Raw genomic sequence first — 17,466 nt, 5'->3', positions numbered from 1 at the left:
TGCCCGAGGAAGCTGCACCGCCTTGGCCCATCGCGCGCTGGTCATCGCCCTCCTGCCCGCCATCGGGCTGCGCGTGCTCGCCGTGCTCGGGTTCCCGCCCGCGCTGCTGTTCTACGGCGACTCGTTCGCGTTCCTGCGCGAGGAGCTGACGCCGGGCACCGCCCGGCCGTCCGGCTACTCCCTGCTGCTCGCGCTGCTGCGCCCGGCCCACAGTCTGACGCTCGTGACGGTCCTGCAGCACCTGCTGGGGCTGGCGCTCGCGATCGGCGTGTACGCCCTCCTCAGGCGGCGCGGCCTGCCGGGCTGGGGTGCGACGCTGCTGGTCACCCCGCTGCTGTACGACGAGTTCCTGATCCTCCTGGAACACATGATCATGGCGGACGCGGTCTTCGTCGCGCTCGTGACGGGAGCGGTCGTGCTCGTGGTCTGGCGGGTCACCCCGGCCACGGCGGCGACCGCCGGGCTGCTGCTCGGCCTGGCCGGCATCACCAGGACGGTCGGCCTGCCGCTGCTGCTGCTCACGGCCGCGTACCTGCTGGTCCGCAGGTACGGCTGGCGCCCCCTCGTGGCGCTGGTCGTGGCCGGGGCGATCCCGCTCGGCGCGTACGCGACCTGGACCAAGGCGGAGAAGGGCAAGTTCGCGCTCACCGAGGCGGACGGCAACTTCCTCTGGTCGAGGACCATGAGCTTCGCCGACTGCGCGGTGATCGACCCGCCGGAGCGCCTCGCCGTGCTCTGCCCGGACATGCCCGTCGAGCAGCGCCCCTACCCGCCCCACTGGCTGTGGGAGGACTTCTCGCCGCTGCTCAAGGTGCCGGGCACGGCCAACCGCAACCAGCTCGCCGGGGAGTTCGCCCGGCAGGCCATCCTCGCCCAGCCGGTCGACTACCTCGCCGCCGTGGCGACCGACCTCAGGCAGCTGCTGCGCTGGGAGCGCACGGCCGTGGACGAGAAGACTCCTTACAAGCTGCCCGCCGCCGAGCGGCCCATCAGCGAGTCCGTGCGCGGCATCGCGGAGGCGTACGAGGCCGGGCCGGCCGCCACGCGGGTGGTCGAGCCGTACGCCGGCTGGCTGCGGGCCTACCAGCGCTTCGGGTACGTGCCGTTCCCGCTGCTGATGGTCGCGCTGTTGGCGGCGTTCGGGCTCATGGTGTGGCGGCGGTGCTGGGACGCGCTGCTCCCTGCGCTCGTCGCGCTCGCGCTCGTCGTCTCGCCGCCGTTCCTCGCCGCCTTCGACGTCCGGTACGTGGTGCCGGCGATCCCGCTGATCTTCCTGGCCCTCGGCCTCACCTTGGCCAGGCGCGCCCCGGAGCTGGCCGCGGAGGAGGAGTCCCCGCTGCTCAGCCGAGCAGGATGACCAGGCCGACGGCGATCAGCACGAGGGGGAGCAGCACGTGCCCCCAGCGGCTCAGCGCGCGGGCGACGAGCGGCCGGCCGGCGAAGAGCCGGCCCGCCAGGCACCAGACGGCGACCAGCACGAGGAAGACGGCCGCGTACAGGGCGATGCCGGCCGGGCCCGAGGTGGCGAAGACCGGGACGTAGACGCCCACGTTGTCGCCGCCGTTGGCGAAGGTGACGGCGGCGACCGCGAGCGCGGCGGGCCCGCCCGGACCGCTGGGTTCCTCCTCGTCCCCGCCGTTCCGCTCGCGCCAGGCCCGCCAGGCCGCGCGGACGCCGAGCGCCAGGGGGAGCAGGCCCAGGTACGGCAGGACCGGCTCGGGCAGCAGCGTGGCCCCGAGCGCGGCGGCGACGGACACCGCGAGGATCGCGGCGAAGCCGAGGTACTGGCCGAGGACGACGCGCGCCGCGCCGCCCCGGTGCCCGGCGGTCTGGGCGAAGAACAGTGCGAGCAGCACGAGGTCGTCGACGTTCGTGACGGCGAACAGCCCGGCGGCCTGCGCGACGACGCCTCCGATGCCGTTCCCGGTCTGCATGGGCACCATGATCCCGGGTTGGCATAATGACCGCCAAATGCCGAAATTTCAGGCTCTGGGGGAGTATGCGGCGGCGATCGCCCCGATCATCGACGCGGCTCACGTCAACGTGCACGCCACGGCTCTCCGCGCCGCCACCGAGCTGGCCGAGACCTCGGGCATCACCCCCGGCCTCCTGCTCGACCTGCGCTTCGTGCTTCCCCTGCGCCCGCTGACCCGCGCCGGGCTCGCCGCGATCCACCGCTACCACGACCCGGCCGCCCTGGAGGACGCCGTGCGGGAGCACCTGCGCGAGGGCACGCTGAGCGACGGGGACGACGGCCTGCGGCTGACCGCCCGCGGCCTCGCGTACGTCCACCGCCTGTACGACGTCCACGCCGCCGCCACCGCCCGCGCCTGGGCGGGCCGCGACCTGCCGGCCCTGGCCGGGCTGGCGGGCCGCGTCCTGGAGCACGCCGAGCGCGTCCCCGGCGGGGCGCTGGAGCTGGTGGCGCCCCCGTACGAGCCGGGCGGCGCCTCCCCCGGCGTGCTGCTGTTCAACCGCCTGGCCGCGCTCCGCTACCACCGCGCCGACGCCCACGCCGCGGCCTGGGAGGCGGCGGGACTGTCCGCGGCCGAGATCGTCGGCCTGCGCGACGGCCCCGTGCGGGCGGAGGTCGAGGCGGCGACGAACGTCCGGGCCGGCAGGGCGTACGCCGCGCTGTCCCCCGCCGAGCGCGACACGCTCCACGACGGCCTGCTCACGCTCATCTGACCCGCCCCTGCCCGGCGACTCCGAAGTTCGCAAAGTGCCACCTCCCGGTAACCGGCCGAGTGGCGCACTATGGTCGTACTTCTCACCAGGAGGCACCGTGGAACAGGATCTGCCCGGCGGTGCGAGGCTGATCGTGGGAGTGGACGAGTCCCCGGCCTCGCGCTGGGCGCTGGCCTGGGCCATCGGGGCGGCCAGGCTGCACCGGATGGCCCTGGTCGCCGTGCACGTCAGTCGCGCGCCGGTCCATCCCTTCCCCGAGGCTCTGCCCGTGCAGCACGCGGTGCGGGCGGGCGAGGAGGCCCGCTGCACCGAGGTGATCACGGCGGCGTTCGAGGACGTGGCGGGCGGGGTGCCCGACGACCTCACGACGGCCGCCATCGGCCGGGTCGGCGACCCCGGCTACCATCTCGTCGATCTCGCCCGCGAGGGCGACCTGCTGGTGCTCGGCCGGGGGAGACGCGGGCTGTTCAGCCGCATCTTCCTGCCCTCCACCAGCATGTACTGCGCCCGGCACGCGCGTACGACGGTGGTGATCGTGCAGCAGCCGGCCGCGCCGGACGACCCCGAGCTGTCAGGTGACCGCGGCCGGCGGTCCTGGGGCCGCCGGCACCCGTAGCGAACGCCGCAGCCGGCGCAGGCCCTCCGGGACCAGCTCCCTGGTGATCCCGCCGTAGCCGAGCACCAGCCCGGCTTGCGGGGCGCCCTCCGCGCAGTACGCCTCCAACCGCTCCACCGCGAGCCCCGGCACCGGCTCGAAGGACACGCCGGGCGCGAACCGGGCGCACAGGTGCAGCCCCGCGCTGGAGGGCACCGGCCGCAGCCGCTCGTCGGCGGCCAGCGCCTCGGCGATGGGCGCGTGGCGGGCGGCGTACTCGCGGGTCGCCTTCCTGATGTGCCGGGCCAGCAGCCCTTCGTCGATGAAGCGGGCGAGCGCCGCCTGCGCCGGCAGCTCCCCGTGCCAGTCGGAGAGCTGCCTCGCGGTGCGCAGCGCGGGCGCGAGCGAGGCGGGCGCGACGAGGAAGCCGAGCCGCAGCATCGGGAGGAGCGTCTTCGAGAACGAGCCCACGTAGATGACCCGGCCCGCCCGGTCGAGGCTCTGGAGGGGCGCGAGCGGGCGCTCGCCGAAGCGGAACTCGCTGTCGTAGTCGTCCTCGATGACCACCGCGCGGCGGCGCTCGGCCCAGGCGAGCAGCGCGGCGCGGCGGGCCGGCGACATGGGCGTGCCCAGCGGGAACTGGTGGGACGGCGTCACGTACACGACGCGGGCCGCGCCCGGGATGGCCGCGACGTCGATGCCCTCGGCGTCCACCGGCACGGTCGCGACGCGCGCGCCGAGCGAGCGGAACAGCAGGCGGGCCGGCCAGTAGCCGGGCTCCTCGACGGCCACACAGGCGCCGGGCTCGATCAGCACCCGGCCGATGAGGTCGAGGGCCTGCTGGGCGCCGTTCGTGATGAGCACGTCGCCGGGGCCGGCGTGGACCGAGCGGCTGAGGCCGATGTGCCGGGAGATCGCCTCGCGGAGCGCCGGGTGCCCGGCAGGATCCGCGTAGCCGCCGGTGCCGGCGCGCAGCTCGCGGGCCACCAGGCGGCGCCAGGTCTGCATGGGGAACAGGCGGGGGTCGGGCATGCCGACGCGGAAGTCGTACGGGGCGGGCGGGACCTGCGGGGGCGGGCTGAGGTCCGCCCAGGGCGCGCGCGGGCGGATGACGCCCTTCGGGGCGGCCCGGCCGCGTACCGGTGCGGCCGAGACGAACGTGCCCGCCCCCGCCCGCCCCACGAGGAAACCGTCGGCCACCAGGCGGTCGTAGGCGAGCGCGACCGTGTTCCTGGAGATGTCCAGCCGGCGGGCCAGCTCGCGCGTCGGGGGCAGGCGCTCGCCCGAGCGCAGCCGGCCGTCGAGGATGGCGTCCATGAGCTGCCGGTACACCTGGGCGGCCAGGTTGCCGCGGCCCTCCTGAAGGGTGATGTGCACGTCCATCTTGGCCCAATCAATTGGCTGGAAATTGGAGCTTATCCTGGGACAAGCCGAGCGCGAGGATGAGGTCATGACCGAACGCATGAACCTCGGATCCCTGGCCCGCGAGGCCTACCGCGGCATGGCCGGCCTGGACCGCTTCGTCGCCGCGAGCCCGCTCCCCTCGTCCCTCGTCCACCTCGTCAACCTGCGGGCCAGCCAGATCAACGGCTGCGTCTACTGCGTGGACATGCACAGCGCCGACGCCAAGAAGGAAGGGGAGAGCGACGCGCGGCTGCACGCGGTCGCGGTCTGGCGGGAGGCGCCGTTCTTCACCGAGCGGGAGCGGGCCGCGCTCGCCTTCGCCGAGGCCGCCACCCGGCTGTCCACCGACGACGTGACCGACGCGGTCTGGAACGAGGCCGCCGCCCACTTCAGCGAGGCGGAGCTGGCCGCGCTCGTGGTCGCCGTGGCCGCGATCAACGCCTGGAACCGGATGGGCGTCTCCACCCGCATGACTCCGGAGTCGTACCAGCCATGACCGCCCTCACTCTGGCCGCCCCCGCGGCCGCCGCCGGCCACAGGGGCGCCGGGCGGCGGCTGCTCGCCCAGGCGCAGTTCGCGAACTCCGTCGGCGACGGGGCCTACCTCGTCGCCTCCGCCTTCTACTTCGCGAAGGTCGTGGGCCTGCCCCCGGCCCAGATCGGCATCGGCCTCACGGCCGGCTGGGCGGTCGGCATGGTGGCCGGGGTCCCGCTCGGGCACCTCGCCGACCGGCGCGGCCCGCGCGGCGTCGCCGTGACGCTGGCGGTCGCGACCGCCGTCGCGGTGGCCTCGTTCGCGCTGGTCCGCTCGTTCGTGCCGTTCCTGCTGGTCACCTGCCTGTACGGCATCGCGCAGACCGGCCTGTCGGCCGCCCGCCAGGCCCTGCTCGCCGGCCTGGTGCCGCCCGCCGAGCGCACCTCGGCCCGCGCGATGCTCCAGGCCACGCTGAACGGCGGTCTCGCCGCCGGGGCCGGGCTCGGCGGGATCGCGTTGTGGCTGGACACGCCCGCCGCGTACACGGCGCTCTTCGCCCTCGACGCGGCCGGCTTCCTCGTGGCCGCGGCCCTCCTGCTGCGGCTCCCCGCGCTCCGCCCGGCCGGCGGCGCCGTTCCTTCCGGGAAGCTGACCGTGCTGCGGGACCGGCCGTACGCGCTGGTCACGCTGATCAACGCGGTGCTGCTGTTCTACATGCCGCTGCTCAGCGTCATCGTGCCGCTGTGGATCGCCGGGCGCACGTCCGCGCCGTCCTGGGTGGTGGCCGCGCTGCTCCTGGTGAACACCGGCAGCGTGCTGGCCTTCCAGGTGCGGGTCGCCCGCCGGGTGCGGACCCTGCGGGAGGCGTCCGCGTCGGTGCGCCGGGCCGGGCTGATGATGCTGGCGGCCTGCGCGGTGTTCGCGCTCAGCCCGTACGGGTGGCCGTACCTGCTGCTGGGCGCTGCCCTGCTGGTGTGGGGCGAGATGCTGCTCGCCGCCGGCGCCTGGGAGATCAGCTTCGGCCTCGCCCCCGACGACCGCCAGGGGCAGTACCAGGGCTTCTTCGGCACCGGCACCGCCGTCGCCCGCATGCTCGGCCCGGTCGCGCTCACCGCGCTCGTCCTCGGCGGCGGGACGCTCGGCTGGCTCGCCCTCGGCGCGATGTTCGCGGCGGCCGGCGCCGCGATGGCGCCGGCCGTCCGCTGGGCCCGCCGCTCGGCCTCGCGCTCAGCGGAACGCGCGTAGCCGCAGGCTGTTGCTGACCACGAACACGCTGGAGAACGCCATGGCCGCCCCCGCGATCATCGGATTGAGCAGCCCCGCCGCCGCCAGCGGCAGCGCCGCCACGTTGTACGCGAACGCCCAGAACAGGTTGCCCTTGATGACCGCCAGCGTCCGGCGCGAGAGCCGGATCGCGTCCGGCGCCACCCGCAGGTCGCCGCGCACCAGCGTCAGGTCGGCGGCCTCGATGGCGGCGTCGGTGCCGGTGCCCATCGCCAGGCCCAGGTCGGCCTGGGCCAGCGCGGCGGCGTCGTTGACCCCGTCGCCAACCATGGCCACGACCCTGCCCTCGCCCTGGAGCCGCTTGACGACGTCCACCTTCTCGCTGGGCAGCACCTCGGCGATCACCTCGTCGATGCCCACCTCGGCGGCGACCGTACGGGCCACGGCCTCGTTGTCGCCGGTCAGCAGCACCGGCGTGAGCCCCAGCGCCCTGAGCTGCGCGACCGCCTCCTTGCTGGTGGGCTTGACGACGTCCGCCACCACCAGCAGCGCCCGCGCCTTGCCGTCCCAGCCGACCGCGACGACCGTACGGCCCTTGGCCTGCTCCTCCTCCAGCTCGGCCGCCAGGTCCTCGGGCAGGTGCTGTGACCACTCGGCGAGCAGCCGGGGGCGTCCGACCAGCACCGCGTGCCCGTCCACGATGCCCTGCACGCCGAGCCCCTCGACGTTCGCGAAGTCCTCGACCTTGGCCTGCGAGGCGGCCTCGCGGGCCACTGCCTGGGCGATCGGGTGCTCGGAGGCGTTCTCCAGCGCCCCCGCCAGCCGCAGCACCTCCTCGCGGGTCTCCCCCTCGGCCAGGTGCACGGCGGTCAGCGTCATGCGGCCCTCGGTGACCGTACCGGTCTTGTCCAGGACGACGGTGTCCACCTTGCGCGTGGACTCCAGCACCTCGGGGCCCTTGATGAGGATGCCGAGCTGCGCCCCCCGCCCGGTGCCGACCAGCAGCGCCGTCGGCGTGGCGAGGCCCAGCGCGCACGGGCAGGCGATGATGAGGACCGCCACCGCGGCCGTGAACGCCGCCCCCGCCCCGTTGCCGGTGCCGAGCCAGTAGCCCAGCGTGGCGACCGACAGCGCGATCACCACCGGCACGAACACGCCCGAGATCCGGTCGGCCAGCCGCTGCACCTGCGCCTTGCCGGTCTGCGCCTCCTCCACCAGCCTCGCCATCTGCGCGAGCTGCGTGTCCGCGCCGACCTTGGTGGCCCGCACGATGAGCCGGCCGCCCGCGTTGACGGTCGCGCCGGTCACGCCGTCGCCCGGCTGGACCTCGACCGGCACCGACTCGCCGGTCAGCATCGAGGCGTCCACCGCAGAGGTGCCCTCCTCGACCACGCCGTCCGTGGCGATCTTCTCCCCCGGCCGCACCACGAACCGGTCGCCGGCCTGGAGCCGTTCGACCGGCACCCGGGTGCCGTCGGCCAGCTCCACGTCCTTCGCGCCCAGCTCCATCAGCGCCCGCAGCGCCGCGCCCGCCCGCCGCTTGGAGCGGGACTCGAAGTAGCGCCCGGCCAGGATGAACGCGGTCACCCCCGCCGCCGCCTCCAGGTAGATGTTGCCGGAGCCGTCGGTGCGCTCGATCGTGAACTCGAACGGGTGCGTCATCCCCGGCGTGCCCGCCGAGCCGAAGAACAGCGCCCAGAGCGACCAGCCGAGCGCCGCCAGCGTGCCCATGGAGATCAGCGTGTCCATGGTGGCCGCGCCGTGGCGCAGGTTGGTCCAGGCCGCCTTGTGGAACGGCCAGCCCGCGTACACCACGACCGGCGCCGCCAGCGTCAGCGACAACCACTGCCAGTTCGGGAACTGGAGCGGCGGGATCATCGCCATCGCCACCACCGGGACGCTCAGCACGATCGCGGTGATCAGCCTGCGGCGCAGTTCGTCCGGCGGCTCCTCCTTCTCCGCCTCCTCCTCGTCGGGAGGGGCGGGGAGTGCCGCGCTGTAGCCGGCCTTCTCGACCTCCTCGACCAGCGCCCGCGGATCGAGACCCTCCGGGAAGGTGACCTTCGCCTTCTCGGTCGCGTAGTTGACCGTCGCGGTCACACCGTCGAGCTTGTTGAGCTTGCGCTCGATCCGGTTGGCGCAGGACGCGCAGGTCATGCCGCCGATCGTGAGCTCGACAGCCTTTCCCTCGGTCATGGAGGACATGTCACCTCTCCCTTCGTCGCGTCCGTGCCGTCAGTGGCCGTGGTCGTGGGTGGCCGAGGGCGCGTGCCCGTCGGCGAGGGTGGCGGGGACGGTGAAGCTCGCCGTCCGCACCTGGTCGTCGTGCTGGAAGTCGAGGAACAGCCGGTAGTTGCCGACGCTCGGCGCCTCGGCGTAGAACGTGATCTCCGGCCCGGCCTGCTCGCTCTCCTCCGGATGCACGTGCAGGTAGGCGAGGTCGCCCGCGCGCAGCGCCACCAGATGTCCATAGGCGCCCAGGTATGGCTGGAGATCCGTCACCGGCTTGCCGTTCTTGCTGACCGTGAGCGTGAGCTTGCTCGACTGGCCGGGCACCAGGTTGCCGGCGAGGTTCACAGTGTAGTCACCGACCGTCGCCGTACGGCTGACGTGCGGCAACGGCTGCGGCTGGTAGTCGCCCGCGGCCTGGAGGTCCGCGCCCAGCGTCAGCTTCTCGCCGCCCTCCGGGACGAAGTCGGCGAACGCGCGGTAGGCGCCGGGGGCGGGCAGCGTCAGGCGGGTCTTCCAGGTGCCGTCCGCGGCCAGCTCGGGGTGGACGTGCTGGAAGCTGGTGAGGTCGCGAGAGACGACGATGAAGTGCATCTTCTTGTCGTGCTCGACCTTGTAGGCGGTCACCGGGCGCTGGTCGGGGCCGGTGACGCGGAACGTCAGGCCCATGGGGCGGCCGGTCACCGGGGTGGTGAGCAGGGAGAGGGTGTAGCCGTTCTGGGACACCTGTAGCCCCCCGGGGGTATCAGCCTTGGTGGTTGTGGTGGCGGTGGCCTGATGGGCGTCATCCGTGCCATGCCCACCCGAGTCCGCGTGGTCGGCCGCTGCCGTCTCCGCATGGTCCGCCACTGCCGTCTCCGCGTGACCTGCCGCTGCCGGGGACGCGGATCCCCTCTCGGCGGGGGCGTCGCCGCCAGGGCCTGTGACCTGGCCCACGCCCAGGGCCCCGCCGAACACGACGGCCAGCCCCAGGACGTAGGCGCCCAGCTTGCCGGCCGCGTTCACGACCGGCCCGCCAGTTCGTACCCGGCTTCTTCCACGGCGGCGGCGATCCGGGCCTGGTCGACGGGCTCGTCACTGCTCACCGTGAGCAGGCCGCTCTCCAGCTCGACCTCGACGGAGGTGACGCCGGCGACCTCGCCGACCTCCTCCTTCACCGAGCTGACGCAGTGGCCGCAGGTCATGCCCTTGACGGTGTAGGTGGCGGTAATGGTCATCACGGTCTCCTCAACATGCTCAAATACGTCCTCTGCGAGTCTAACACCGTACCCCCCTAGGGTATTTCGATGCCCCGCCTCTCCCCTTGACGTACGGGTGGAGGCGGCCGACCGACGGCCCGTTCGCTCACAGCGTCCGACTACCGCGAACCTAACATACCCCTAGGGGGTACCTGCAAGCCCCCGAATCCGGACACGCGGCCCCGTCGGCACGTGAGAACCGTCACCCCTGGATATGGTGAGCTCTTGAACACGCGAGGACTCGCCGAGCACTCGCTCGCTTGAAAAGTTGCCTGAGCAGTTGTTTCGACACCTGCCCGTATCCCTATCCATCCCCCAATCCGCACATTCCACCGCTCAATCCGCACATCTGGTCCGCGCACAACACGAGGACCGCAGCCATCCCTTGCTAGGCTGCATGTCAACCGTTGGGTCTCACCCCGGCAGGTGAGACCGTCGAAGAAGTGGGGTCACACCGTGAAGAAGCTGCTCGTTCTTGCGCTGATCGCCCTCGGGGGGCTGCTGATCTGGCGCAAGGTGCAGGCCGACCGCGCCGAGCTCGATCTCTGGACCGAGGCGACCGGCAGCGAGAACTAACCGACCGGCGAGGCGATGAGTGACATCGTCCCCATAAAGCTGGTGTGCCTCGACCTCGCAGGCACCACGGTCGGTGACATCGCCATGGTCGAACGCGCCTTCGCCGAGGCGATCGCGACACAGGGCATAGTGCCCGGGACCGGAGCGTACGCGCGAGCCATGGTTCACGTGCACCGGTCCCGGGGCTGCCCCAAGATCGACGTCTTCCGCGGCATCTTCCCCGGGAACGAGGCCCAGGCCCAGGCGGCCAACCTGACCTTCGAGCGCTCCTACGAGGGCGCCCTGGAGCGGGCAGGTCTCGAACCCATGCCCGGCGTGCTCGAAGTCCTCGACAAGCTCCGCGGCAACGACGTCAAGCTCGCCCTGATCACCGGCTTCAGCCGCACCACGCTGAGCCGCGTCCTCGGCATCCTCGGCTGGCACGACCGCATCGACCTGGCCATCTCCCCGGAAGACGCGGGAGGCCGCGGCCGCCCCTGGCCCGACATGGTCCTCCACGCCGTCCTCCGCCTCGGCGTGGCCGACGTACGCAACGTGGCCGTGATCGGCGACTCGGAGAGCGACATGCTCTGCGGCCGCCGCGCCGGCGCCTCCGTCGTGGCCGGCCTCATGACCGGAGTCCACAGCCGCGAACGCCTCCTCAAGGGCGGCGCGACCCACATCCTGGACTCCATCGTCGACTTCCCCGGCCTGATCCTGAGCGACACCCTGGGCGCGACGCAGGTGGCATCCTCGGCCCGGTAAGCTATCTTCGTCTCGAAGGGGCCTTAGCTCAGTTGGCAGAGCGCCTGCTTTGCAAGCAGGAAGTCAGGAGTTCGAATCTCCTAGGCTCCACCGCAGGTCGAAGGCCACATCCCGTGATCGGGAAGTGGCCTTTTCGATCTTGTACAGCTGCAAAGTACAGCTACACCTCCAGTTCGGCTAGCACAGGAGCAAGCAAGCCCGCGATCATGATGCGCGTGGCATTACTCAGGTTGCTGGCGATCGGCCTTCTCAGCGGTGTCGTAGCGCTGCCGTTCTTGTGGATCCAGCGCGGCGAGAATTTCGAGCACGCACGACTTGCAGCCTTGATGGCGCTGGACGCTGGACAGGTCGTAACCGTTCCACTCGGGTTGCTGGTGGGCATCGTGCTGACCGCCACACGGTCGTGGACGCGTACACCTGGCTATGCCCTGGGTTCGATCACGATGCTGTTCGGTGTGATCGTCGCGACGCAGGCTTGGGCCACGATGAACTGGGTCGAAGGACGACCTTCCGGGGTCGGTGATCCAGACGGTGAGTTTGTCATGGCCTTCCTTGCCCTGTTCTCTGGCGTGATCACGACCTTTGTCGGCGTGCTCATCCTTCTCTTTCGACGGACTGGCTATGAGTCGCAAGCGGAACCGTCGTCGCGTGGCGGCGGCAGGAGAAGTCGTCAGCCCTTGTCACACGTTGAAGGCCACTCCCCGTGAGTCGAGGAATGGCCTAATCGATTTTCGTCAGTGCTGGGTCTCGCTAGGAGTCGAGATGATCACCCAGCTTCTTCAGAGCTCGGCGCGTCTCTGCGGACGAGACTTCGCTGTATACGTTCATGGTCACGGAGATCTGTGAGTGACGAAGGATCTGCATGGCCACGCGTGGATGAACGTCGAGGGCGACGAGCAAAGACGCGCAGGTCTTGCGGGTGGCGTGGACATGGACTCTTCGTACGTTTGCCTTGGCGCAGGCGTTCGCGAAGCTGCGCCGGAAGTTGGACGGTTCGATCGGCCGGCCACTGGCGGTGGTGAAGACGAGGCCGGTCTCCTGCCAGTCGTCTCCCGCCGCATCCCTGGCGGCATCGCGTACCCGTTGACGGGCACGGAGGGCCGTCGTGACGATCTCGGGAAAGGGCAAAGTGGCGTCGGAGGCATCCGTCTTTGTCTGGCGGTGCAGCAGCTTGCCGGCGACTCGCTGGAGTTGCCAGCCGATCGTCATCTCGGCCTGGTCGAGGTCGACGTCCTCCCAACGCAGCCCGAGGACCTCGCCGAGCCGCAGACCCAGGACGAGCACCAGGACGTACGCCGGGTACATCGGGTCCTCCCGAGTACGGGCTGACTCCAGGAAGGTCCTGGCCTCGTCCACCGACCAGGGCTTGACCTTGCGCTTCCGAGGGACCGACATCTTGACGTTGGCCGCGACGTTGCGCGTCAGGGCTTCTTCGCGGACGGCGTTACTCAGGGCCGCCCGCAGCGTCATGTAGGCGTCGTGGACGGTCCACTCCGAGGGTTCGGACTTGCAGCACTTGCCGACCGCACAGCAGTGCTGACGGCGCTTTGGGTTGCTGTGGATTTCTAGACGAGCGGCGTCCTTGCCTTGGTCGCAGCATTGGCAGGAGCGGCGGATCTTGTTCACCCACGTCTGAACGTCCCGCACGGTCAGCTTGTCGAGCCGCTTGGAGCCGAGCGCGGGCGTGATGTAGAGCCGGGCGAACATCTCGTAGTTCGCGGCGGTCTTGGGCGCGAGGTTGGGCTCCACGACGTTGGTGAGCCAGTACGTCAGGTAGTCCGAGAGCTTCGGCGATTTGGTGACCACCGGCCCCCTGCGGGCCAGTTCGTGAAGCTTGAGCCACTTCTCGTGGGTCTCCTCGCGGGTCTTGCCGTACGCCCACTTGCGGGTCTTCTTGCCTTCTGGCGTGGTGACCCATACGTAGCCTGCCCAGCCGTTCTTGTACGGGAAGATCGAGCCTTCGTTGTTGGCCCGGGTTCGCCGGCTCTTGCGAGGGCCGCGCTCGGGCTCGTCGGGTGTAGCGAGGGTGGTCTTGGTGGGCATCAGGCGGCCTCCTCGCAGAGCTGGGTCACGTACGCCTCCAGTGCGGCGGCGGGGATGCGGCGGCAGCGGACGCCGACGAGGATCGAGCGGAGTTCGCCGGAGCGGATGAGGTTGTAGAGCGTCCAGCGGCTGACCTTCAGGACGGCCATCGCTTCCGGGACGGTGAGCAGTTCAGCGGTCATCTGGTCCCCTGAGGTGTGGCGCGTGCTGGCCGGTGATGGCCGAGGCGAGGAGCTGTTCGCCGAGGGAGAGCCCTTGTCCGGCGTAGGCCCAGTGAGCAACGACGAGAACGGTGTCCTCGTCGAAGAGTGGGAGGCGTCCGGTGGTGATCTGTTCGGCGCGCATGTGTTCTTCACGGGCGGCGCGCAGGGCGCCGAGGGTGGTGGAGTAGCGGCGGGACTTGGTGGAGAAGTGGCCGCGGAAGCCGAGCATGTGGGCCCAGTGGGTGAGCCGTAGGTCGACAAGGCCGGGGTTTCCGCCCAGGCGCATGCAGGCGGCGATCAGCCGGCGGGCGTGCTCGCGTACCGGGAGTGCGGCCAGGTCGTCCAAGGGCTGAATGCGGCGGTCGAGGGTGCCGACGCATTCGGCGGCCTTGGTGGCGTACTTGGCGATGTAGGCGGCGACGGCTTGTTCGGTGAGGTCGCCGTCCATGGTGATGGGGCGTACGTCGAGCTGCGTGCCCCATCGGAAGGTGCGGCTCAGCGGCTTGATCTCCGCTGTGACGACTGCGGCGGCGTGCTGGACGGCTTGGGCCAGGGCGTCGGCGGTCGCCCAGGGTGGTGGCGGCGAGTCGGGGCCGTCTGGTCCGTCGAGGCGGATGACGGCGTGGAAGTGGACGATGCCACGCCGCTGGTATTCGGCGACCTTGGCGAAGGCGATGCTGACGTGCTCCCGTAGGGCTTTGACGGCCAGGCCGTTGAGGCGGGCGAAGCGGCGGCGCAGGGCGAGGGTGAAGCGTCGCCAGAGTTCGGGGCTGATGGCGTTGAACAGGACCGAGCCGTCGTAGTCGTAGCAGTCGGGGCACAGCGGTTCGCCGAGTCGCGGGTCGTCGGCGCTGTGTCGGTCGGTGCAGGACATGACCTGTCCGTGCGGGCAGGTCTCGGCGTCGCGGCGGGCGTGGCAGGGCAGGACCTTGCCGTTCTTCTCCCGCCGGACGTGTACGGCTCCGAAGGACGGCGCGGTCAGGGTCACGAACAGGCACGGGTGCGCACTGACCGTCTCGGGGACGCCCTTGCCGCCGACGAGGCCGGCGCGGACGAGTTGGTAGGTGTCGGCGCGGTAGACCTCAGCGCAGGCCGGGCACCGGGAGGCACGGCGGGTCTTGCACGCCACGCGCAGGACGCCGTTCGGTTCGGTGCTGGTGCTGTAGCGGTGCAGGAGGTGGCCGGTGGCCTGGTCGTAGTGTTCGACCTTGCCCCGCAGGTGGATGGGCTGGCGGCAGCCGCCGGTACGGCGGATCTGGCCGGCCCAGCGGTCGTAGTCGGGTTGGTTGAGCCGGTGGATCATTCCAGCCACGGCGTGGCTGTGGGCAAGGTGGGGCAAGATGGGTTCCGTCCTATCCAGTGACGCTGGTGTGGATGGCCCCCGGCCTGGCGCGGATCTTGGCGGATGTGTGGCCAGGCGGGGGGCGCTACGGCTATGCGCCGTGGTTGTCAATGCCGGTGCCGTGGCAGTCGGCGCAGGTCTGGTCGTCGTAGAGGCCGGTGCCGTTGCAGGTGCAGCAGCGGTAGTGGATGAGGGGCGTCGCGTCCGCGGCCGTCGGCATATTGGCGTCTTGGGCATCGGGTACGACGTGATGAACGACGGTGCTTCGTGGGATCGGGACGTCGGGACGGGTTTCCAGCAGTTCGGCCAGGGCGTGTAGCCCGGCGATGAACGCGGGCCGCGAGTGAAGAGCGGACATCGACGGCGTTCCTCTCAGTGAGCTTGGGCGGGTTGCAGGACGTGGAGGAGATCCGTGGCGAGTTGCTCGGAGACACCCAGGCGGGCACGGATGAGGTCTGCGGAGATGTGCTCTCCGTGCTTGGCGCGGTGCTCGTCGGCGACGCGGCGGGCGTAGTCGACGAGGGCCGGAGCTGGTGTCGGGCTGTCGTGGCGGGCCGGGACGTCACGGGACTCTGCGGAGACGGCTGAGGACGTCTGCGGGACGTCCTGTGGTGTGTCGGCGCTGGTGCTCATGGCGCGGCGTTCGAGCATGGAGACCGCGACGAGGAAGGCGCCGGCGGGGGTGGCGGCGGTGATCCAGCCCCAGACGGTTGGAGTGGCTTGGGCGAGGTTGGCGGCCAGGGACAGGACGATGCCGCCGGTCAGGACGAGGACGGGCCAGGAGATCGGGCCGCGCCGGGTTCGGCCGGTCTTCTTGTCGCGTTGGCGTTCGCGGGCGGCCATGACGCAGGTCAGGTCGATGCAGATGGCGATGGCCCAGGACATCCATCCGGTCTGTCCGTGTTCGCTGGCTGTGTCGCGGATGTGGGTGAACGAGCCTGCACCCGCGATGAGCGCCAGGACGAGGACAGAGCCGGTGTCGAGGAGCCAGGCGGTGATGCGGCGCATCTCAGTTCCTCCTCGTAGCACCGGTTCAGGCGGTTTGCTGGTCGGGCGTCTCGACGGGTTGGGCGGTCATCACCTCGGACCAGGGCGGTGCCAGGTGTGCGTAGGTGCGGGCGGCGTGCTCGGCGGTGTGCTCGGTGACGTAGAAGGAGCGGGCGCGGTACCACTGGCCGTCCTGGCCGGCGACGATGGCAACGCCGGGCGTCTCGGCGGCGATAGTGCGAGCCGAGTCGAGCGCGGCGGGGTCGAGGTCGCCGAGGGTCATGGTGGCGGTCTCCGGATCGTTGACCCGGTGGCAGATCCGGCCCGAGCACTGCGCCCGGAGCGCGGTCACACCGGGACCAAGGTCGGAGCCGATGCGCTGGCCGCAGCAGAACAGGTAGATGCCGAACGCCCGCCCGAGCTGGGCGACCCGTAGCAGTGCGGTCGAGGTCTTGGCGATCTCGTCCTTCTCCGACTTGTCGGCCATCAGGTACAGCTCGGCCAGCTCGTCCACCAGGACCACGACCGGAACCGGCCGCATGTCCGGTGGGAGTTGCCAGATGTTGCGGGCGCCGGCCATCCGGCACACGCCCATCCGGTCGGTCATCAGCGCCACCAGGTCATCCAGCAGTCCGCCACACTCGGCGCGGGAGGTGGCCAGCGCGGACAACCGTGGCGCGTACGGAGTGAACTCGACGCCGCCCTTGAGATCGAAGCCGACCAGGGCGACCGGTTGCGGGGCGAGGCCGACGATGAGGGCGTTGGCGAGGTTGGACTTCCCGGACTGCGTCGCTCCGGCGTTCAGCCAGTGCGGCACGGTACGGAAGTCGATCACCCACGGTGTGCCGGTCTCCAGACGGCCCACGGTGACCTTGAGCAGCTCGGTGGACGGTGGCAGTTCATCGACCTTGACCAAGGGGTCATGGACGGTGGCGGCCAGCCGTACCCGGCCGGGCTTGTCGGAGGACACGCGTACGGCGTGCACGCCCCAGGAGTGCGCGAGCCGTTCGGCGACCTCGGCGTAGTCGGCGGGAATCTGTCCTTCCAGGGTGTGCAGGGTGACGCGCCAGCCGTGACGGGTCGGCAGCGGCAGCCACATGAACGGCTTGGTGTCCACGGCGATGCGCTGCCACTTGCGCCGCACCCGGACAACTCCGGTCGAGGCGATCAGGCCGGGAACGGTGGTGAACCAGAAGCGCTGCCGCTTCTTGGTCAGGCCGCAGCCGAGGGCGACCTTGCGCCAGGTCGCCCGGATGGTGATGGCGGTGATCGGGAAGCCGATGACGAGCCAGAAGGACGGGTAGTGGAAGCGACGCCAGGCCCAGAGCCCGGCCGCGAGAGCGGCCAGGACTCCGAGGGTCGTGTAGAGCTGGTCAGACATCGGCGGCCTCCTGCATCGGAAGCAGGGCGGTCGCGCGGTAGGAGATGCCCCACCGGCCGGCGATCTCCCAGACGTAGCCGAGCAGCCCGACCGCGTTGACGGCGTCGCCGGCCTTGATGGGCGGCTCTCCGGTGATGCCGATCTTGACGAGCTCGATCCGGCCGAACTCGTCCTCCACGGACACGGTGACCTCGTAGACGGTGTTGCCATTCTTGTCGGTCTTGATCTCGCCGGTGTCGCGGTTGAGCACGCGAGGGCGCGGGGCCTTCACGCAGGTGATGCTGAGCTTGCTGACGTCCACGGGGATGGGGACGGTACGCATGGCGAATACACCTCTC

General features: G+C 71.1%; 20 protein-coding genes and 1 tRNA gene. 9 read left to right on the top strand and 12 right to left on the bottom strand.

The annotated features are described in order from the left end of the window. The first annotated feature begins 22 nt into the window (after window positions 1-22). The gene (locus BMW85_RS12715) at window positions 23-1,357 is read left to right on the top strand and encodes a hypothetical protein (protein WP_091080917.1); all 1,335 of its coding nucleotides are present in this window, start codon (window positions 23-25) and stop codon (window positions 1,355-1,357) included. Here BMW85_RS12715 and BMW85_RS12710 read toward each other — a convergent pair. After that, window positions 1,341-1,934, bottom strand: a complete 594-nt coding sequence (locus BMW85_RS12710; protein WP_091080915.1) for a cadmium resistance transporter — start codon at window positions 1,932-1,934, stop codon at window positions 1,341-1,343. The two genes, BMW85_RS12715 and BMW85_RS12710, sit on opposite strands and share 17 nt — an antisense overlap. A 37-nt stretch (window positions 1,935-1,971) precedes the next feature. On the opposite strand from BMW85_RS12710, the gene BMW85_RS12705 reads away from it, so the two are divergent. Beyond that, the gene (locus BMW85_RS12705; RefSeq protein WP_091080912.1) at window positions 1,972-2,688 is read left to right on the top strand and encodes a hypothetical protein; all 717 of its coding nucleotides are present in this window, start codon (window positions 1,972-1,974) and stop codon (window positions 2,686-2,688) included. A gap of 97 nt (window positions 2,689-2,785) precedes the next feature. After that, complete coding sequence (locus tag BMW85_RS12700; protein WP_177240650.1) at window positions 2,786-3,304, top strand: universal stress protein; 519 nt, start codon at window positions 2,786-2,788, stop codon at window positions 3,302-3,304. Here the strand turns inward: BMW85_RS12700 and pdxR are convergent. Then, window positions 3,260-4,666 carry a MocR-like pyridoxine biosynthesis transcription factor PdxR gene (gene pdxR, locus BMW85_RS12695; RefSeq protein WP_091080907.1) on the bottom strand — a complete coding sequence of 469 codons (1,407 nt, stop codon included), beginning with the start codon at window positions 4,664-4,666 and terminating at the stop codon, window positions 3,260-3,262. The genes BMW85_RS12700 and pdxR overlap by 45 nt on opposite strands. A 67-nt stretch (window positions 4,667-4,733) precedes the next feature. On the opposite strand from pdxR, the gene BMW85_RS12690 reads away from it, so the two are divergent. Both BMW85_RS12690 and BMW85_RS12685 read left to right on the top strand, forming a co-directional pair. Further along, window positions 4,734-5,183 carry a carboxymuconolactone decarboxylase family protein gene (locus BMW85_RS12690; RefSeq protein ID WP_091080905.1) on the top strand — a complete coding sequence of 150 codons (450 nt, stop codon included), beginning with the start codon at window positions 4,734-4,736 and terminating at the stop codon, window positions 5,181-5,183. Next, on the top strand, window positions 5,180-6,406 hold the full coding sequence (locus BMW85_RS12685; RefSeq protein ID WP_091080903.1) for an MFS transporter: 1,227 nt from the start codon (window positions 5,180-5,182) through the stop codon (window positions 6,404-6,406). The genes BMW85_RS12690 and BMW85_RS12685 overlap by 4 nt, the downstream gene beginning before the upstream one ends. On the opposite strand, the gene BMW85_RS12680 is transcribed toward BMW85_RS12685, so the two are convergent. The 3 genes from BMW85_RS12680 to BMW85_RS12670 form a co-directional block, all read right to left on the bottom strand. Continuing rightward, the gene (locus BMW85_RS12680; RefSeq protein ID WP_091080901.1) at window positions 6,389-8,590 is read right to left on the bottom strand and encodes a heavy metal translocating P-type ATPase; all 2,202 of its coding nucleotides are present in this window, start codon (window positions 8,588-8,590) and stop codon (window positions 6,389-6,391) included. The genes BMW85_RS12685 and BMW85_RS12680 overlap by 18 nt on opposite strands. Window positions 8,591-8,620: 30 nt before the next feature. Next, entirely contained in the window at window positions 8,621-9,340 is a 720-nt protein-coding gene (locus BMW85_RS12675) for a DUF8832 domain-containing protein (protein WP_342743400.1), read from the bottom strand. A gap of 275 nt (window positions 9,341-9,615) precedes the next feature. Further along, the gene (locus BMW85_RS12670) at window positions 9,616-9,831 is read right to left on the bottom strand and encodes a heavy-metal-associated domain-containing protein (RefSeq protein ID WP_091080897.1); all 216 of its coding nucleotides are present in this window, start codon (window positions 9,829-9,831) and stop codon (window positions 9,616-9,618) included. 477 nt (window positions 9,832-10,308) lie between these two features. Between BMW85_RS12670 and BMW85_RS50350 the strand changes: the two genes are divergently transcribed. The 4 genes from BMW85_RS50350 (at window position 10,309) to BMW85_RS12655 (ending at window position 11,879) form a co-directional block, all read left to right on the top strand. Further along, the gene (locus BMW85_RS50350; protein WP_020542320.1) at window positions 10,309-10,428 is read left to right on the top strand and encodes a DLW-39 family protein; all 120 of its coding nucleotides are present in this window, start codon (window positions 10,309-10,311) and stop codon (window positions 10,426-10,428) included. 15 nt (window positions 10,429-10,443) lie between these two features. Then, window positions 10,444-11,172, top strand: a complete 729-nt coding sequence (locus tag BMW85_RS12665; RefSeq protein WP_091080895.1) for an HAD-IA family hydrolase — start codon at window positions 10,444-10,446, stop codon at window positions 11,170-11,172. 17 nt (window positions 11,173-11,189) lie between these two features. Next, window positions 11,190-11,262, top strand: a tRNA-Ala gene (locus BMW85_RS12660). Window positions 11,263-11,387: 125 nt separating this feature from the next. Next, window positions 11,388-11,879 (top strand): hypothetical protein, encoded by a 492-nt coding sequence (locus BMW85_RS12655; RefSeq protein WP_143082248.1) that lies wholly within the window; start codon window positions 11,388-11,390, stop codon window positions 11,877-11,879. Window positions 11,880-11,922: 43 nt separating this feature from the next. Here the strand turns inward: BMW85_RS12655 and BMW85_RS12650 are convergent, their stop codons facing one another. From BMW85_RS12650 to BMW85_RS12625, 7 genes are all read right to left on the bottom strand, one after another. After that, window positions 11,923-13,215, bottom strand: coding sequence for a site-specific integrase (locus tag BMW85_RS12650; RefSeq protein ID WP_218155761.1), 1,293 nt, complete (start codon window positions 13,213-13,215; stop codon window positions 11,923-11,925). Further along, window positions 13,215-13,397: a helix-turn-helix transcriptional regulator gene (locus BMW85_RS12645; protein WP_091080890.1), complete on the bottom strand. Its 183-nt coding sequence runs from the start codon at window positions 13,395-13,397 to the stop codon at window positions 13,215-13,217. The genes BMW85_RS12650 and BMW85_RS12645 overlap by 1 nt, the downstream gene beginning before the upstream one ends. After that, the gene (locus BMW85_RS12640) at window positions 13,387-14,721 is read right to left on the bottom strand and encodes a replication initiator (RefSeq protein ID WP_091080888.1); all 1,335 of its coding nucleotides are present in this window, start codon (window positions 14,719-14,721) and stop codon (window positions 13,387-13,389) included. The genes BMW85_RS12645 and BMW85_RS12640 overlap by 11 nt, the downstream gene beginning before the upstream one ends. A gap of 130 nt (window positions 14,722-14,851) precedes the next feature. Beyond that, complete coding sequence (locus tag BMW85_RS48355; protein WP_143082247.1) at window positions 14,852-15,118, bottom strand: hypothetical protein; 267 nt, start codon at window positions 15,116-15,118, stop codon at window positions 14,852-14,854. Window positions 15,119-15,132: 14 nt separating this feature from the next. Next, on the bottom strand, window positions 15,133-15,768 hold the full coding sequence (locus BMW85_RS12635; RefSeq protein ID WP_091080885.1) for a DUF2637 domain-containing protein: 636 nt from the start codon (window positions 15,766-15,768) through the stop codon (window positions 15,133-15,135). Between the two features lie 25 nt (window positions 15,769-15,793). Further along, on the bottom strand, window positions 15,794-17,128 hold the full coding sequence (locus BMW85_RS12630; protein WP_091080883.1) for an FtsK/SpoIIIE domain-containing protein: 1,335 nt from the start codon (window positions 17,126-17,128) through the stop codon (window positions 15,794-15,796). Further along, window positions 17,121-17,450 (bottom strand): SCO3933 family regulatory protein, encoded by a 330-nt coding sequence (locus BMW85_RS12625; protein ID WP_177240649.1) that lies wholly within the window; start codon window positions 17,448-17,450, stop codon window positions 17,121-17,123. The genes BMW85_RS12630 and BMW85_RS12625 overlap by 8 nt, the downstream gene beginning before the upstream one ends. Between the last annotated feature and the right edge of the window lie 16 nt (window positions 17,451-17,466).

It is taken from the genome of Nonomuraea wenchangensis (assembly GCF_900111685.1).
GTDB lineage: Bacteria > Actinomycetota > Actinomycetes > Streptosporangiales > Streptosporangiaceae > Nonomuraea > Nonomuraea wenchangensis.
The sequence above is the reverse complement of the archived record's forward strand: the minus strand, read 5'-3'. Positions and strand labels throughout refer to the sequence as shown.

What these genes read in the sequence shown, in the direction of transcription:
- BMW85_RS12710 (WP_091080915.1), bottom strand. Translation starts at nt 1,934, where the DNA reads ATGCAGACCGGGAACGGCATCGGAGGCGTCGTCGCGCAGGCCGCCGGG.
- BMW85_RS12705 (WP_091080912.1), top strand. Translation starts at nt 1,972, where the DNA reads ATGCCGAAATTTCAGGCTCTGGGGGAGTATGCGGCGGCGATCGCCCCG.
- pdxR (WP_091080907.1), bottom strand. Translation starts at nt 4,666, where the DNA reads ATGGACGTGCACATCACCCTTCAGGAGGGCCGCGGCAACCTGGCCGCC.
- BMW85_RS12690 (WP_091080905.1), top strand. Translation starts at nt 4,734, where the DNA reads ATGACCGAACGCATGAACCTCGGATCCCTGGCCCGCGAGGCCTACCGC.
- BMW85_RS12685 (WP_091080903.1), top strand. Translation starts at nt 5,180, where the DNA reads ATGACCGCCCTCACTCTGGCCGCCCCCGCGGCCGCCGCCGGCCACAGG.
- BMW85_RS12680 (WP_091080901.1), bottom strand. Translation starts at nt 8,590, where the DNA reads ATGTCCTCCATGACCGAGGGAAAGGCTGTCGAGCTCACGATCGGCGGC.
- BMW85_RS12670 (WP_091080897.1), bottom strand. Translation starts at nt 9,831, where the DNA reads ATGACCATTACCGCCACCTACACCGTCAAGGGCATGACCTGCGGCCAC.
- BMW85_RS12665 (WP_091080895.1), top strand. Translation starts at nt 10,444, where the DNA reads ATGAGTGACATCGTCCCCATAAAGCTGGTGTGCCTCGACCTCGCAGGC.
- BMW85_RS12650 (WP_218155761.1), bottom strand. Translation starts at nt 13,215, where the DNA reads ATGCCCACCAAGACCACCCTCGCTACACCCGACGAGCCCGAGCGCGGC.
- BMW85_RS12645 (WP_091080890.1), bottom strand. Translation starts at nt 13,397, where the DNA reads ATGACCGCTGAACTGCTCACCGTCCCGGAAGCGATGGCCGTCCTGAAG.
- BMW85_RS12640 (WP_091080888.1), bottom strand. Translation starts at nt 14,721, where the DNA reads ATGATCCACCGGCTCAACCAACCCGACTACGACCGCTGGGCCGGCCAG.
- BMW85_RS48355 (WP_143082247.1), bottom strand. Translation starts at nt 15,118, where the DNA reads ATGTCCGCTCTTCACTCGCGGCCCGCGTTCATCGCCGGGCTACACGCC.
- BMW85_RS12635 (WP_091080885.1), bottom strand. Translation starts at nt 15,768, where the DNA reads ATGCGCCGCATCACCGCCTGGCTCCTCGACACCGGCTCTGTCCTCGTC.
- BMW85_RS12630 (WP_091080883.1), bottom strand. Translation starts at nt 17,128, where the DNA reads ATGTCTGACCAGCTCTACACGACCCTCGGAGTCCTGGCCGCTCTCGCG.
- BMW85_RS12625 (WP_177240649.1), bottom strand. Translation starts at nt 17,450, where the DNA reads ATGCGTACCGTCCCCATCCCCGTGGACGTCAGCAAGCTCAGCATCACC.